Origin of the sequence: Flavobacterium degerlachei, from assembly GCF_900106645.1 — a bacterium.
In the GTDB taxonomy this organism is placed as follows: domain Bacteria; phylum Bacteroidota; class Bacteroidia; order Flavobacteriales; family Flavobacteriaceae; genus Flavobacterium; species Flavobacterium degerlachei.
Map to the genome: position 1 here is coordinate 217983 of NZ_FNMV01000003.1, position 16202 is coordinate 234184.

Below are 16202 nucleotides of genomic sequence, written 5' to 3' on the forward strand. Positions count from 1 at the left end.
GATACCACTTCCTGCCTGAAAAGCCAGGTGTCTCCTATTCAATTAAGAGCGAATTATCACTTGACATTAGCCGTTCGCGCGCAATTGCATTCCGTGCCCCAGCCCTTCGAAGTGTCCTCATTTCGGAGTTTTTATTGGTATTCAACTGTCATCTTCCAGAAAACAGATCGAAAGCTATTCACAATCAGCATCACATAGCTAAATATCACTAAAATTGGGTATTGCGAAACTCCGCTAATCGGTGTTAATTTACGGATGGACTTTTAACCAACAGATATATTGTGCTAGACTTTTGATTTCTTAAGTTGGGGTTTATTAAAAAAAATACAATCAATAGGAGTCTATCATCTATTAGCACTAAGTCAAAAAATCAATTAAATACATTTTGATAATGAACCAAGCCAGCTTCAAAATAAGAAAATCCAAATTGCTAAATGAGCTTACAAAAATCACTAAAGCATTAGGCCCCGTTTCTAAATGGAACAGATACACTACAATCGAATTAACCATCACTGACGGCTTGTTAACATTAGTAATTACAGGAATACGGTTAGAGGTAAAATGAGTCACGAAATTAGAACGCCGTTAAATTCAATTTTTAATGTCTTTGAACAAACTGAAATTAGCACTTCAAATTCGTATGGCGGGACAGGAATGGGTCTTACCATCATCAAACAGTTAATAGAAGCTCAAGGCGGAAGTATTAACGTGAAAAGTAAGATAGGAGAAGGTTCTACATTTAGATTTACCCTGCTATTTGGAAAAACGAATATAGAAGTAGAACAAAGTATAGAAATACCAAAACTAGATTCAAAGATTAAAAACCGAAGCGTATTAGTTGCCGGAGATATTCCACTGAATCAATTACTAATCAAAATTATTTTAAATGATTTTGGATTTGAACATGAAGTAGTAGAAAACGGGAAAATTGCAATTGAAAAATTACAAACTAATACCCACGATATCATTTTGATGGATTTACAGATGCCTGAAATGAACGGATTTGAAGCCGCGGAATACATCCGAAAAACGTTGAAATCAAAAATTCAATTCAGCGCTTTAACCGCTGATGTTACCACAGTAGATATTTCGAAATGCAAAGAATTTGCAATGGACGATTATATTTCAAAACCTATTGATGAAAACTTAATATACATTAAAATAATGGAGTTGGTAAAAAAATGAGGCTCTAATTATTGATTGACAGTTAAAGTATCTACAAAAACATGTATTGCAGTGGCCATGCAATTTGCTAATACAGATTGTTTTTTGTTAACACATAAGTTAAACATAAAAAACCAAAAAGAGTTTAAAAGAAAATGCCTAAGGCAAAATGGACCGATGAGTATGGCTTTATTTTCATTAGCAGCCATTTGCGAAATGATTGCCGATTCTTCTTCTCATAACATATTCCCATTTGAATTCATCATGTACGGCTTTCTAACAATTCCAGCTATAATAGGCACAATTAGCTCACAATTTATTAGAGGTTTAGTCTTAAAAAAGAAGTGTAAACTGACCTTAACAAGACTTTATAGTAATGTAAAATAAACTGAAATAAAAACCTTAACTTAGTCTCGCAACCTCATTAATAGAAGCGGACTATAGTATTCCTGAAAATAAAGCCGCCATTAAAAAAATCAATCATTAAAACATTTTAATATGAAAGGATTAATAATGGATTACCCACTCACAACAAATACTATTCTTGAGTATGGAAATAGTGTCTATCATCACAAGAAAATAATAACCCATTTACCAGATGGAACAAGACATGAATATAGTTTTGGTGATATGTACAAACGCTGTAAAAAGTTAGCCAATGCATTAACACAGAAATTAGGAATCAAAAATGGTGATATGGTGGGTACTTTTGCATGGAATCATGGCCCTCATGTAGAATTATACTATGGAATATCTGGTATAGGAGCTGTTTGTCACACCATAAATATTAGATTATCTAGTCATCAAATAGAATATATAATCAACAATTCAGAAGACAAAGTGATTTTTGTTGATGCAACATTAGTTCCGCTCTTAGAAAAAATTGCTCCGCTACTGGAAACTGTAGAACATTTCGTTTTGATAAATGCAGCTCAAGATTTCACCACCACTTTACCAAATACATTACATTATGAAGATTTGATCGCGGATCAATCAGACCATTTTGAATGGCCTGCGATAAATGAAAATGATGCCAGTGGTTTGTGTTATACAAGTGGAACAACGGGATTACCAAAAGGAGTTTTATATTCTCATAGATCAACATTTTTACATGCGACAACAATTATGTCGCCAAATGCTGGAAACTTTAGCAATAGAGATACTGTATTGCTGATTGTACCACAATTTCATGTCATGGCATGGGGTTTTCCGTACTTGTGTCTCTTATCAGGATCAAACATGGTACTGCCCTCTTCTAACTTACAGCCTGAGGCTATCATTAAAATTCTTATAGAAGAAAAAGTAAATAAAGCTAATGGTGTCCCAACGATATGGTTAGGCGTCTATCATGCGCTGAAAATGAACCCTCCAAAAGAAAAATTAGCCCTCGAAGAATATCTTGTAGGTGGTTCTGCTCTAACAAAAAGTCTTATTCAGGGCTTTGAAAAAGATTTTGGAATAAAAGGGGTGCAAGCTTGGGGAATGACTGAAACTTCTCCTCTAGGTACAGTAAGCCGCCTTCAACCCTTGCATGACAGTCTATCAGAAGACGAAAAGATAACTATTCGTGCCAAGCAAGGCACCGCATTTCCGGGTGTAGAATTAAGGATCGTAACAGATGATGGAAAAGTAGCTCCAACAGATGGGAAGACTATGGGAGAATTACAAATAAAAGGGGCATGGACCATAAGCTCCTATTTTAAAACGAATAATCATGAAAGTTTTACAGAAGACGGTTGGTTTAAAACAGGTGATGTGAGTACGATTGATCAGGATGGTTATATGGAAATCAAGGACAGAACCAAAGACCTTATAAAAAGCGGCGGTGAATGGATTTCAAGTGTAGCATTAGAATCCGCATTAATGGCGCATCCCAAAATTAAAGAAGCTGCCGTAATTGCAATTCCTGACGAAAAATGGGTAGAAAAACCTTTGGCTTCAATAGTCTTGCTAAATAGTGATGATACAGTTTCTGATGAAGAACTAATCGATTTTTTATCTAGAGAGTTTGTAAAATATCAGATTCCAAAAGATTATGTTTATATAAATGAAGTGCCCAAAACCAGCGTTGGTAAATTTGACAAAAAAGAGATCCGAAGACTTTTTGCTGAAGGAAAACTAACTTAAATTGAACAGGTTGCGATTATGATATATGAAAAACAAAAATGCAATCAAAACAACAAATGATTGCTTTACCTCTACTCTACTAAAATTATTCTGGTCCCGATAACTTTCGGGATCTGTTTTTTACACTACTAAAGTTAAGGGCAAAACACAAAACTGGCTATTGAACTACTATAAAATTATTTTCTTCTAGTATCAATAATATAAATAATTTTCCAAGAGTCATCCTTTTTGAACAGTGTAAAAACATTGACACCAGTATGGCTGAGTATTCCGTTCTTATAGAATTCATAAGGAGTCCAAGCTACAGCCATTGTGCCGTCAACTTGAATAGTATAGCTTATTATTTTTTCTGAAAATTTAATTTCATTTGGTATCGTTGCTATCGAATGGTAAAATGCTGCTGATGACTCTTCTGATAAAGAATTGCCATTCGCAGTTTCAGCAATAGATTGCAAAACCATATTTTCAGAACAAACCGACTTTATTTTCGCCGAGTCTCTCGCATGAAAACCTTCGAAAAAAGTAGCAATAGTACTTTTAATTTCTTGCTTTTGCGCCTGACTATTCCATGAAATTAGAATAAAACCCAGTAAAATAATTCTTTTCATAATTAACAATTTAATTTGATATCCTACATTCACTACCAACCCTCATTAAATCCATTCGTAAGTGCCAGCTGGTATTTCTCTACATCAAACTTATACAAGTCTGGTGCCTTATGAGCGCCGCCTTTTCTACTTTCATCCAGTTTTTCAAGAATATCATAACGCAACATCTTTCGATAGAAATTACCACGATTCAGTTTCTTGCCCAGAATAATTTCATATAGTTTTTGAAGCTCTGGCATCGTGAATTTTTCAGGTAGTAAATTATAACCTATCGGTTTATCATTTAATTGCTTTCGCAAAGTGGATAATGCCTTGTCAAAAATCATTTGATGATCCATCATAAATTCCGTTAATTCCTCAATTGGCATCCATTCGCAAGGATCAAAAACTTCATCTATAACTAAATTCACTTTAGAATAATCAACTAAAGCATAAAATCCTACAGAGACAAAGCGCTGCTTATTCCATAACGTATCAGAATACTCCTCAAAAAAACTTTCGGAACGATCTAAATCACCAAAAGTGCTAAATTGGCTCAGATAAATATTTTCGGCCCCAGTTCGTCTTTGAAGTATTCTACTAGCAGCCTCATTTAAGTTTTCACGTTTTTTAATATAGCCCCCAGGAAGTCCTAATAAATTTTTTCCTTTCATTTTCAAAACCAATACTTTCAGTGCACCATCATGAAAACCAAAAACAACACAATCGATAGAAATACTGGGCAAATAGATTTCCCATGACTCCTTCGACTTCTCTTCAATAATTTTTTTGAGTTCCATATTTTTTAATTGGCCGTAAAAATACGAAACTGATTATAAATCTATCTTTTAAAAACTGATAATCAGAAAAATAATCCTTTTTTATACAAATATCAAATAAAAATTATTAATATTGCTTCATATTGAAGCAATAAAAAGCTATTAACAAAAAATAACCTCATGAGAAACAAATCAATTTCAACAATCGCAAAAACATCATTGCTTTCGGCATTAGTGTTTTCAGGAATTTCTTGGGCAAACACCACAGAGACAAAAGATCCAACAAACAGTCCTCTTATAACTATAAATGGGTTTACTTTTTCTGATTTAAATAGAAATGGAAAATTAGATAAGTATGAAGATTATCGACTTTCAACTCAAGATCGAATACAAGATCTTATAAATAAAATGACCAACGATGAAAAGGCAAGTATGCTGATTGGAATTGGTATGCCTGGTTTTGACTGGGCAAAAATGCAGTTTACTTCTGGAAAAGATACTGCAAAAGTACCTGGCTCTGCTGGAGGAATAACTGCTATTTCTCGTTTAGGAATTCCTTCTATAATTGTATCAGATGGCCCCGCTGGTTTACGTATCAAACCAATTAGAGAAGACGATTCGAATACCTATTATGCTACAGCATTTCCAGTAGGAACCGCATTAGCATCTACCTGGAATGAAGCGCTTATCAACACTGTTGGTAAAGCGATGGGGAACGAAGTAAAAGAATATGGAGTAGATGTTTTATTAGGTCCAGGTATGAATATACACAGAAACCCATTGTGTGGAAGAAACTTTGAATATTACTCTGAAGATCCGCTTTTGACAGGTAAAATTGCTGCTGCGATGGTAAATGGTTTACAATCTAATGGTGTAGGAACATCGGTAAAACACTTTGCAGCTAATAATCAGGAAAGAAATAGAATGGGCGTTAATGCGCATGTGAGCGAAAGAGCATTACGCGAAATATACTTGAGAGGATTTGAAATCACAGTTAAAGAAGCGCAACCGTGGACAGTGATGTCTTCTTATAATTTTTTGAATGGTACTTACACATCGGCACGTAAAGACCTTTTAACAACTGTACTTCGTGATGAATGGGGTTTTAAAGGGTTAGTAATGACAGACTGGTTTGGCGGCTACAACGGATTTGGGGCCATTAGGGACAAGGACGCTGTTAGTGATGTTGTCAAACAACTCAAAGCTGGAAATGACTTATTGATGCCAGGTTTACCTGCACAACACCATGCAATTGTCGCAAACATAAAAAATGGCAAACTCTCTAAAGAAGATCTCAACATCAATTTAACAAGAGTTTTAGAATTAGTGATGAGATCACCTGCTATGAGCAACTACAACTATTCAAATAAACCAAACTTAAAAGAAAACGCACAGGTCACAAGAGACGCTGCAGCTGAAGGTATTATTCTATTAAAAAACGACGGTAATGTATTGCCATTCACTTCAAAATCAAAACCATTAGCCGTTTTTGGTATAACATCTTATGATTTTATTTCTGGTGGTACTGGAAGTGGTGATGTAAATGAAGCTTATTCTATTTCTTTAATTGATGGCTTGACTAATTCGGGGTTTTCTATTGATACCGAATTAGAAGGATTATACACCCCATTTATGAAGGCTCAAAAAGAAATTGAGACTAAAAGACGTGAAAAAGAGGGTTTATTGGCAACTCCAAAAAGACTTCACGAATTAGAATTAAATTCAGAAATCGTTCAACAAAAAGCCAAAAGTTCTGAATTAGCTTTAATCACAATCGGCAGAAATGCTGGTGAAGGTGACGACCGTAAACTAGATGAAGATTTTAACTTGGCACAAGATGAAATCAATTTAATCAATACCGTTTCGGCAGCCTTTCATGCTGAAGGCAAAAAGGTAGTTGTTGTTTTAAACATCGGTGGCGTAATAGAGACAGCAAGTTGGAAAGATAAAGTAGATGCAATTCTTTTGCCATGGCAACCTGGTCAGGAAGGTGGAAACTCTGTTGCAGATATTTTTTCTGGAAAAGTAACTCCATCAGGAAAATTAACCATGACTTTCCCCGTAAAATATGAAGATGCTGCTGCAACTAAAAACTGGATTGGTACACCTGCAGAAAACCCTACTAGTGTAACCTACGAAGAAGGTGTTTACGTTGGATACCGTTATTTCAATACATTTAAGGTAAAACCATCCTATGAATTTGGTTACGGACTATCGTATACCTCATTTGACATTTCAGATATAAAACTAAGTTCAACTACATTTTCGAACAAAATGGAAGTTACTCTAACTGTAAAAAACGTAGGAAAAACGCCTGGAAAAGAAGTAGTTCAATTGTACCTTTCTGCGCCTTCAAAAAACACAGACAAACCAACTTCAGAATTAAAAGCCTTTGCTAAAACAAACGAATTAAAAGCAGGAGAAAGTCAAACGATTACTTTGACATTGAACCCAAAGGATTTAACTTCATTTGTTACGGACAAAAATGCTTGGATTGCTGAAGCTGGTTCCTACAAAGTGGCTATTGGAACTTCATCATTAGACATTAAGAAAACAGCAAATTTCAATTTAGAAAAAGAAACTATTGTTGAAAAAACAAACTCTTCGTTTGCTTTGGATACAAAATTTACTGATTTGAAACAGTAGTTCAACGACTGTACATCATATAAAAATGGGTTCGATTTTATTCGGACCCATTTTTTTGTTTCTAAAGAATATGTTTCACTACTTTTACAGCGTATAATCCGACACCTATAGTTGTGCCGAAAATAGCAATCCTATGTCATCAGCAAAAAAAGACTACAAAAGAGTTACGACCAAGTCATTAATTGAAATGAAAAATAATGGAGAAAAAATCTCCATGCTTACCGCCTACGATTTTACAATGGCGAAAATTGTTGATTCGGCCGGTATTGATGTTATCCTTGTAGGAGACTCAGCTTCAAATGTAATGGCTGGACACGAAACGACCTTACCAATCACTTTGGACCAAATGATCTATCATGCTTCCTCAGTTGTTAGAGCCATAGAAAGAGCTTTGGTTGTGGTGGATTTACCTTTTGGAAGTTACCAATCAGACCCTAAAGAAGCGTTGCGCTCTTCGATCAGAATCATGAAGGAAAGTGGTGGACATGCTGTAAAACTAGAAGGTGGAAAAGAAATTAAAGAATCAATCAAAAAAATATTAAATGCCGGAATTCCTGTAATGGGACATTTGGGTCTTACGCCTCAATCTATCTATAAATTTGGAACTTATACGGTACGCGCCAAAGAAGATGAGGAAGCGGATAAATTGATGGAAGACGCAAAATTATTAGAAAAACTAGGTTGTTTTGCTTTAGTTTTAGAAAAAATACCTGCACACTTGGCTGAAAAAGTAGCCAAAAGTATTTCGATCCCCGTAATAGGAATTGGAGCTGGTGGTGGTGTTGACGGACAGGTTCTTGTAATCCACGATATGTTAGGAATGAACAATGAGTTTAGTCCAAGATTTTTACGTCGCTATATGGATTTATATGAAGGAATGACAAAAGCAATTAGTCAATATGTTGCCGATGTAAAATCGAGCGACTTCCCTAACGAGAAAGAACAGTACTAATCAAAAAAAAATAAAAGGGTACTTTCTATGAAAATAGTTTCAGATAAGACCAATCTTCAAGTATTACACGAAGACAACCATATCATAGTGGTAAACAAACGTGTGGGTGATATTGTACAAGGAGACAAAACTGGAGACAAGCCATTGTCTGAGGTTGTGAAAGAATACATCAAAGACAAATACAACAAGCCAGGGGAAGTTTTCCTTGGCGTTGTTCATCGCTTAGACAGACCCACAACTGGAATTGTAGTTTTTGCCAGAACCAGTAAGGCACTGACACGATTGAATGAGCTATTTAAGAACAGAGAAACTCAAAAAACATATTGGGCAATCGTTAAGAACAAACCGGCAAAATCTCAGGATAAATTAGTTCATTTTATCAAAAGGAATGAGAAAAACAATACTTCTAAAGCACATATCAATGAAGTGCCAGACAGCAAATTAGCTAGTTTGGACTATACTGTTTTCAAAGAATTGAACAACTATTTTGCACTGGAAATCAATTTACACACAGGAAGACACCACCAAATCAGAGCGCAACTTTCAGCCATAGGCTCCCCAATAAAAGGAGATTTAAAATATGGTTTTGACAGAAGCAATCCTGACGGAGGTATTCATTTGCATGCCAGGAAATTAGTGTTTATTCACCCCGTCACTAAAGAAACACTATCCGTTACTGCTCCAGTCCCAAATGAAGTTATTTGGAATGCACTATGATTTTATTTAAAGAAAAAAACATAATTGAAATTTAAAAATTAACTTGCAATATAATTAAAGAGCTAATTTTAAAATGAATTACAAAACAAATATAGACTACCGAAAAGAAACTTTAATAAAGCTTCTAAACAACGTAATTATTCACGAAAAGGAAATAATTCAGGCATTATATGATGATTTCAAAAAGCCTGAATTTGAAGCCGTTTTAACTGAAACCAGTTATGTTATTTCGGAATTAAAAGATACCATTAAAAATATACACAGTTGGGCAAAGCCAAGAAAAGTCTTTCCATCGATTCTTAATTTCCCTTCGACAGATTATATTTACAAAGAACCTTACGGCAAAGTATTAGTAATTGCGCCCTGGAACTATCCGTACCAATTAGCTCTTTGTCCTTTAGTATCTGCAGTGGCAGCGGGAAATCAAGTGGTTCTTAAACCCTCTGAATTAACGCCTAAAACGTCAGCAGTACTTGCTAAAATCATTTCAAAAACCTTTCATGTCAATCATGTACAAGTTGTTGAGGGTGGCGTAGAAGTTTCCCAAGATTTACTTTCGCAACGCTGGGACTATATTTTCTTTACAGGAAGTGTGCCTGTTGGCAAAATTGTTGCAAAAGCCGCAGCTGTAAGCCTGACTCCAATTACACTGGAACTTGGTGGAAAAAACCCTTGTATAGTTGATGAAACTGCCAATTTAAAGATTGCAGCTAAAAGAATTGTTTGGGGGAAATTTATTAATGCAGGACAAACCTGTATAGCTCCTGATTATATCTTGGTACAAAAAGATATAAAAAACAAATTTGTGGGATACTTAAAAGACGAAATAACGGCCGCTTATGGATCTAATCCAAAAGAATCTGGTGATTTTGCAAGAATTGTAAATAGCAAAAACTGGAGTCGCCTAGCGAGCATGATAGAACCTGAAAAAGTTGTTTTTGGGGGACAGACTGATGCCGAAACTTGTTACATAGCGCCCACATTGATTGAGGAAACGAACCTTGATAGTCTCATCATGAAGGATGAAATATTTGGACCATTATTACCTATACTTTCTTACGAAAGCGAAGCTGATATCCATGTTATTATTTCCAAATATGAAAAGCCGCTTTCACTTTACGTTTTCACTACTAATAATTCATTTGCTAAAAAAATAATCCAGACCTATTCCTTTGGCGGTGGATGTATTAATGACACTGTAGTTCATTTCTCTAACAAAAGATTGCCTTTTGGTGGCGTAGGTCATAGCGGAATTGGAGCTTATCACGGTAGTTTGAGTTTTGACATTTTTTCTCATAAAAAAGGAATCGTTAAAAAAGCAAATTGGCTAGATTTGACAATGCGATATGCACCCTATAATAATAAATTAGCAACTATAAAAAAATTGTTGAAATGGATGTAACCCCTGAAAAATCAGTTAGCGCTGCCATTCATTACCGACGCTCTGTACGTGTTTTTAAAAAAGAACCACTTGATGACGAAAAGGTAAAGGAATGTATTCATTTAGCTTCCCTTGCTCCTACTAGCAGTAATATGCAACTTTGGGAGTTTTATCATGTTACTTCAACGGATGTATTGTCGCAACTTAGCGAAGCTAGCTTTAGCCAAAGTGCCGCAAAAACAGCACAGCAAATGGTCGTTGTAGTGGCCAGAAAAGATTTATGGAAGAAAAGAGTACAGTCTAATATTGATTTTTTAAAATCACAATATGGAGACAAACCCCATTCTGAATATTCCAAAAGAGAAAAATTTGCACTGAATTATTATCAAAAAATAGTTCCAACCCTATACTTTGATTTTATAGGAATACTGGGAGCATTAAAATACATTACTTTTCAAGCGATTGGGATATTCAAACCCATTTACCGTGAAGCAAGACGAAGTGACATGCGTATTGTGGCACAAAAAAGTGCGGCACTTGCTGCACAAAATTTCATGATCAGTATGGCTGCAATCAATTATGATACTTGCCCAATGGAAGGTTTTGACTCTTTGAGAGTGAAAAAGATAATAGGGATTCCTAATTCTGCCGAAATAAACATGATCATAGCTTGCGGAGTCAGAGAGGAAACAGGAATTTATGGAGAACGTTTTAGAGTACCATTAGAAGAAGTTTATTTTAAGCTTTAAACCCTAATCAACCAATTATAACCAAGAAAAAATGAATTTACAAAAAAACAGAATTGAAGAAATTAAAGCCAATGGGTATCAATTGGATTTCGCCAGTGTCTTCAATCTTGCATTCGAAAATTACAAAAAAATAGCCCTTTATGCAGGTTCCATGATATTGGTATTCTTCTTTATCATTTTCGCTCTTATTGCCACATTTACTATTGCATTCATTGGAATAGCCGCATTGAAAACAATGGCCAATCCGGAAAGTTTAGAAACTCAAATGGCTACTGAAAGTTTTAAATTAATCTATACGGGATTTGAAATTTTATTTTCCTGCTTAATAAGTCCTTTACTAGCAGGCTTGATAAAAATGGCTTATTGCGCAGAAAGGGATGAGGAATTCCATGTTTCGAGCATTTTTGAATATTACAAAGCACCTTATTTTAAGGAACTTTTTATTGCCGTACTACTTATTTCTAGTGTTACGTCTGGTTTAATGCTAGCCTTAGATTACGCTGGAGTAGTACTACTTGGTTCATTAATTAATCTTGCAGTATCATTTTTTACCTTATTGACAATTCCCCTAATTATTTTTGCTGACCTAAAAGCTGTCGATGCTATCAGTTCAAGCTTTACTATTATTTTAAAACAGCCATTGGTTATTTTGGGACTTGTATTTGTTGCTGGGATGGCATCTATGGTAGGATTCATAGGTTGCTGTATTGGAATCTTCTTTACGATTCCTTTTATGTATTCTATGTATTATGCTTTATACAGTGAAATTGTTGGCTTTGACAAAGAAAATGAATTTCAAAAAGTCGAAAATTCACAATACTAATTTCATATATATAAAAGAAGTAATTCCAAGAGTCCACAAACTCTAGTTGAAACTTGTTTGTCACAATATTAATTCCCAATCTAATAATTATTAAATTGGGTTTTTTTATAGATTTTTTTCTTTATATTTCTAAAAATTACATTAAAAACAGTTTTATGGTTTTTTGTTATTCCCCTATTTTTTCATTCATTACAAATTTATTTTCCGTTTTCTGGAGATCTTTTCCATTTAAAACGAATTTTTTATTTGCAATAGACTTGGCGATAATACAGGAAAATAACCTAAAGTGGTTGCTAATACCTATTTTAATAATTTGCTACGGTTTGTTAGTTTTCAATTTTTTCAAAATTAAATCCAGATTATCAAATAAATTTATAGAAGCTAACAATGAAGAGTACATAAGAAAAAAGGAATACCAAACTTATTTATTGTTTTTAGGAATATTAAACCCAATAACAGAAATTAACCTCGAGCTTTTTTTTGTAAGACCTAAAAGTCTTTTATCCTCAAACCTAACCATTGGAGTAATATTATTAATAATCTATTTCATTAGTACAAAAAAGGCAATTGTTTTTAAATATATAAAACAAATTTTCATCACTATCTACATCCTATATTTTCTATTAATTTGTAAGAGTATTCTTCTTCACTCCTTAGACCTTATCCCTGTCATATCTTTTGTAGTCGCTTTTTTCTTTGCATTTACAATACTAAAACCCATAAAACTGTATTGGTATTTTACCACATTTGTATTTTTATTTATTGCAACCATTTACTTTTTTGAGATGCTACCCATCAAAACTGTAATCATCTTATTAAATTTTTCCATTTTAGTGTTTATGATAAACTATGTTAATCATGTAACATCTTTAAATATTAAAGACAAATTCAAGTTCTCTAATCAGATTGTCAATAACGGAAACTCTCTTGTTATGGCTACTAATAGAAAAGGAGAAGTTCAATTTTGCAGTGAAACAATAGAAACCATATTAGGATACACTGTAGAAGAGGTTATGGGTCTTGGTTTTTGGAAAGTAACAGAAGATCCAGAATTTATAGGTGAAGAATTTCATAATAATACCATTGCCGAAAGAACATTTACACGAAAACTAAAATGTAAGAACGGAGAGTTTAAGCACATACAATGGAATGATAAACGATTTTCAGATGATTTAATAATTGGTATTGGTCAAGATGTCACGAACGAAATTAAGACTCAAAAAAGATATGAGAATCTTGTAGAGTCTGCGACAGATATTATTTTTGAATTAGACAAATACGGTCAATTTATACTAATAAACAAGAACTCTGAAAAGCTGATGGGCTACAACTTAGAAGAGTTTAAAGAAATAAAATTTCGTGATTTAATAAGTGACATTTATTCTGAAAACGTATTTAATTTTTATTCAAACCCTACCGTAGAGATAAATAGTTACCCCATGCTGGAGTTTCCAATTATCAAGAAAAATGGTGAGGAGATGTGGATCTCACAAAAAGTATCTGTCAACAGAGATGAGGAAGGAGAGATATCTGGTTATTCCGTTATTGCAAGAGACATTACTTTTGTAAAAAATATTGAAAAAGAAAGAACAGAACGACAAGAAAAAATCATCAAATACAACGAAGCATTAAGAGTTTTAACTGTGAAAAGCTACTCTAAAAATGCAGATTTTGAAACTATTTTAAAAAATATATTAGAAATTACAGCCATAACAATAGGTGCCAGTCGAGCCAGTTATTGGCAGAATTTTCCTGAAGAACTAAAATGTATTAATTTATACCAATTAAATAGTGACAACTATGAAAGCGGACTTGTATTGACCAAAGAGCAATACCCGCACTATTTTGCAAATGTTCAAGAAAAAAATCAAATTGTAGCTTCAGACATATATGCCGCAGCGGCAACAAAAGAGCTGTGTATTGATTATGCACCACTAAATAAAATTTATTCCCTATTAGACACCCCTGTAATCATAAATGGAAAACTTAAAGGATTAATTTGTATTGAAACAACCGATAAGATTAAACCTTGGAATCACGAAGATATCAATTTTGCCCGCTCGGTATCAGACTTGCTTGCTATGGCAATTGAGTCTAAAATGAGATTAAAAACTGAAAAAACGTTAGCTTATAAGAGTGAATTATTGTCAGCAATGGCTTTATGCACTGAAAAATTCTTAAATAGTAAAGATATTGATGCCATTTTTACTGAAGTTCTGGTTATCATGGGAAATGCGACAAAATCACATCGCGCCTACTATTACAAAAATAATCCAGATGAGAAATCAATCAGTCAAAAGTACCGTTGGATTTTTGACAATACCACTTTAACTGAAAATAATCCAAAGCTTCAAAACTTACCATATGAATATTTTGAGGAACTCATATTACCGTTATTAGACAATAAAATTTATCAAGCTTCGGTCCCGAAAATTAAGAATATTTCCTTAAAAAACAAATTACTGAATGTAGATGTAATTTCACTCATCCTTTTCCCTGTTTTTATAAAAAATAAATTTCATGGTTTCCTAGGTTTTGACAATACAGATAAAGAAAGAATTTGGTCAGAAGATGAAATTAAAATTCTACAAACTTTAGCACGAAATATTGCTTCATCTATTGAAAGTATCTCTAATGAAACAGCCATTTTTGAAAGCGAAGAAAAATTTAGATTATTAGCCAACAATATACCTGGGACAGTCTACTTATCAGAAAATGATAAAGACCATACAAAACTATATCTCAATGACGAAATTGAAAAACTAACGGGATATAAGAAAGCTGATTTTCTAGAAAAGAGGATGATTTATACGGATTTAATTCATCCTGAGGATGTTGAAATGACTATTCGTGAATCTACGGAAAGCTTATCAAAGTTTGAACCTTTCCATTTAACGTACCGCATCATTAATCGAAATGATGAAATTGTATGGGTTGAAGAATTTGGTGATGCCGTCATTAAAAACGGTAAAATAATTTATATTGAAGGTATCATGCTAGATATCACCAAAAGAAAGGAGGCCGAAAAAGCAATTCAAGGACGCGATTATGCTGAGGCCGCAAATAAAGCAAAGTCTGAATTTTTAGCTAATATGAGCCATGAAATCAGAACACCGCTTAATGGTATTATTGGTTTTACTGATCTATTGATGAAAACGGAGCTGGGTGAAATTCAGCAAAAGCATATGATTACCGTCAATCAATCTGCCAATTCATTATTAGGAATTGTAAATGACATCCTTGATTTCTCGAAAATTGAAGCCGGAAAACTTGATTTATATATAGAAAAATACAATGTCAAAGAATTATTAGATCAGATTATAGATTTAATTTTTTATGAATCCAATCAAAAAAAATTAGCTCTAGAGCTTAACATAGCATCAGATATTCCAAAGTATTTTTGGGTAGATATTGTACGATTAAAGCAAATTTTAATTAATCTTTTAGCAAATGCCGTAAAGTTTACTGAAAAGGGATTTGTGCGATTAGAGGTTACACTTATAGAAGAAATTGATAATTCTACTAATAGAATCCGCTTTGCTGTAGTTGATTCGGGTATTGGTATTATGGAAAAAAATAAGGAGAAAATCTTTAAAGCTTTTTCACAAGAAGATAGCTCAACTACCAAGAAGTTTGGAGGTACAGGTCTCGGTCTGACAATCTCGAACAAACTGTTGGGGCTTATGGGAAGCCATTTAAATCTTAAAAGCGAAATTGGTGTTGGAAGTTCATTTTATTTCGACGTAGATTTAAAAAGTACAAATACCCCTTCAGAAGTACAGCCATTGCTATCTAGTCCTGATTATGTGAGTAATGATATATTTCTAAAGACTGATGCCAAATTTAAAAATTTAAAAGTAATGCTTGCTGAAGACAACAAAATCAACATGTTATTACTAAAGACTATAATAAAAAACATACTTCCACAGGCAATCATTTTTGAAATCCATAATGGCCAGGAAGCTATATTGAATTTTGAAACTTTGAATCCTGATATTATTTTTATGGATATTCAAATGCCCGTGATGAATGGATATGAGGCTGTGACTGCAATACGGAAACTTAAACTAGGGAAAGACATTCCCATAATAGCGGTAACTGCCGGAACAGAAAAGGAAGAAAAAGAAAAATGCATCAAAGTAGGAATGAATGATTATATTTCAAAACCTATTGCAAAGGGAATTATCGAAGAGACTCTAATTAAATGGATCACTTAATTTATTAAAGAAAACCGAGTGTCTTAATTATTTAATTAAATTTGGAAATCCATTATAACT

The 16202-nt window shown here is 33.7% G+C and carries 13 protein-coding genes; 11 read left to right on the forward strand and 2 right to left on the reverse strand.

Annotated elements, in window-relative coordinates; genetic code table 11:
* Positions 1-391 precede the first annotated feature (391 nt).
* The 4 genes from BLV91_RS16960 (at position 392) to BLV91_RS04615 (ending at position 3291) form a co-directional block, all read left to right on the forward strand.
* Complete coding sequence (locus tag BLV91_RS16960) at positions 392-565, forward strand: hypothetical protein (protein ID WP_175513952.1); 174 nt, start codon at positions 392-394, stop codon at positions 563-565.
* Positions 562-1185: an ATP-binding response regulator gene (locus BLV91_RS04605; protein ID WP_091430162.1), complete on the forward strand. Its 624-nt coding sequence runs from the start codon at positions 562-564 to the stop codon at positions 1183-1185. The genes BLV91_RS16960 and BLV91_RS04605 overlap by 4 nt, the downstream gene beginning before the upstream one ends.
* A gap of 162 nt (positions 1186-1347) precedes the next feature.
* Positions 1348-1551 (forward strand): hypothetical protein, encoded by a 204-nt coding sequence (locus BLV91_RS04610; protein ID WP_139262276.1) that lies wholly within the window; start codon positions 1348-1350, stop codon positions 1549-1551.
* 111 nt (positions 1552-1662) lie between these two features.
* The gene (locus tag BLV91_RS04615; protein WP_091430168.1) at positions 1663-3291 is read left to right on the forward strand and encodes a long-chain fatty acid--CoA ligase; all 1629 of its coding nucleotides are present in this window, start codon (positions 1663-1665) and stop codon (positions 3289-3291) included.
* Positions 3292-3467: 176 nt separating this feature from the next.
* Here the strand turns inward: BLV91_RS04615 and BLV91_RS04620 are convergent, their stop codons facing one another.
* Positions 3468-3899 carry a Cif family virulence factor gene (locus BLV91_RS04620; RefSeq protein ID WP_091430318.1) on the reverse strand — a complete coding sequence of 144 codons (432 nt, stop codon included), beginning with the start codon at positions 3897-3899 and terminating at the stop codon, positions 3468-3470.
* 32 nt (positions 3900-3931) lie between these two features.
* Entirely contained in the window at positions 3932-4678 is a 747-nt protein-coding gene (locus tag BLV91_RS04625) for an NUDIX hydrolase (RefSeq protein WP_091430170.1), read from the reverse strand.
* A 159-nt stretch (positions 4679-4837) separates the two neighbouring features.
* On the opposite strand from BLV91_RS04625, the gene BLV91_RS04630 reads away from it, so the two are divergent.
* The 7 genes from BLV91_RS04630 to BLV91_RS04660 all read left to right on the forward strand — a co-directional run bounded on the left by BLV91_RS04630 (position 4838) and on the right by BLV91_RS04660 (position 16142).
* Entirely contained in the window at positions 4838-7303 is a 2466-nt protein-coding gene (locus BLV91_RS04630) for a glycoside hydrolase family 3 N-terminal domain-containing protein (protein WP_091430173.1), read from the forward strand.
* A gap of 133 nt (positions 7304-7436) precedes the next feature.
* On the forward strand, positions 7437-8255 hold the full coding sequence (panB, locus tag BLV91_RS04635; protein ID WP_091430176.1) for a 3-methyl-2-oxobutanoate hydroxymethyltransferase: 819 nt from the start codon (positions 7437-7439) through the stop codon (positions 8253-8255).
* Positions 8256-8282: 27 nt separating this feature from the next.
* Complete coding sequence (locus BLV91_RS04640) at positions 8283-8972, forward strand: RluA family pseudouridine synthase (RefSeq protein WP_091430178.1); 690 nt, start codon at positions 8283-8285, stop codon at positions 8970-8972.
* 73 nt (positions 8973-9045) lie between these two features.
* Positions 9046-10374 (forward strand): aldehyde dehydrogenase, encoded by a 1329-nt coding sequence (locus BLV91_RS04645; RefSeq protein WP_091430180.1) that lies wholly within the window; start codon positions 9046-9048, stop codon positions 10372-10374.
* Complete coding sequence (locus BLV91_RS04650; protein ID WP_091430182.1) at positions 10365-11102, forward strand: nitroreductase family protein; 738 nt, start codon at positions 10365-10367, stop codon at positions 11100-11102. Before BLV91_RS04645 ends, BLV91_RS04650 begins: the two co-directional genes overlap by 10 nt.
* A gap of 31 nt (positions 11103-11133) precedes the next feature.
* Complete coding sequence (locus BLV91_RS04655) at positions 11134-11925, forward strand: hypothetical protein (protein ID WP_091430184.1); 792 nt, start codon at positions 11134-11136, stop codon at positions 11923-11925.
* A gap of 839 nt (positions 11926-12764) precedes the next feature.
* Positions 12765-16142, forward strand: coding sequence for a PAS domain S-box protein (locus BLV91_RS04660; RefSeq protein WP_245709606.1), 3378 nt, complete (start codon positions 12765-12767; stop codon positions 16140-16142).
* Positions 16143-16202: the final 60 nt, after the last annotated feature.

Bases quoted from the DNA above. Each gene is read 5' to 3' on its own strand.
- BLV91_RS16960 (WP_175513952.1), top strand. From the start codon at position 392: ATGAACCAAGCCAGCTTCAAAATAAGAAAATCCAAATTGCTAAATGAG.
- BLV91_RS04605 (WP_091430162.1), top strand. From the start codon at position 562: ATGAGTCACGAAATTAGAACGCCGTTAAATTCAATTTTTAATGTCTTT.
- BLV91_RS04610 (WP_139262276.1), top strand. From the start codon at position 1,348: ATGGCTTTATTTTCATTAGCAGCCATTTGCGAAATGATTGCCGATTCT.
- BLV91_RS04615 (WP_091430168.1), top strand. From the start codon at position 1,663: ATGAAAGGATTAATAATGGATTACCCACTCACAACAAATACTATTCTT.
- BLV91_RS04620 (WP_091430318.1), bottom strand. From the start codon at position 3,899: ATGAAAAGAATTATTTTACTGGGTTTTATTCTAATTTCATGGAATAGT.
- BLV91_RS04625 (WP_091430170.1), bottom strand. From the start codon at position 4,678: ATGGAACTCAAAAAAATTATTGAAGAGAAGTCGAAGGAGTCATGGGAA.
- BLV91_RS04630 (WP_091430173.1), top strand. From the start codon at position 4,838: ATGAGAAACAAATCAATTTCAACAATCGCAAAAACATCATTGCTTTCG.
- panB (WP_091430176.1), top strand. From the start codon at position 7,437: ATGTCATCAGCAAAAAAAGACTACAAAAGAGTTACGACCAAGTCATTA.
- BLV91_RS04640 (WP_091430178.1), top strand. From the start codon at position 8,283: ATGAAAATAGTTTCAGATAAGACCAATCTTCAAGTATTACACGAAGAC.
- BLV91_RS04645 (WP_091430180.1), top strand. From the start codon at position 9,046: ATGAATTACAAAACAAATATAGACTACCGAAAAGAAACTTTAATAAAG.
- BLV91_RS04650 (WP_091430182.1), top strand. From the start codon at position 10,365: ATGGATGTAACCCCTGAAAAATCAGTTAGCGCTGCCATTCATTACCGA.
- BLV91_RS04655 (WP_091430184.1), top strand. From the start codon at position 11,134: ATGAATTTACAAAAAAACAGAATTGAAGAAATTAAAGCCAATGGGTAT.
- BLV91_RS04660 (WP_245709606.1), top strand. From the start codon at position 12,765: ATGATAAACTATGTTAATCATGTAACATCTTTAAATATTAAAGACAAA.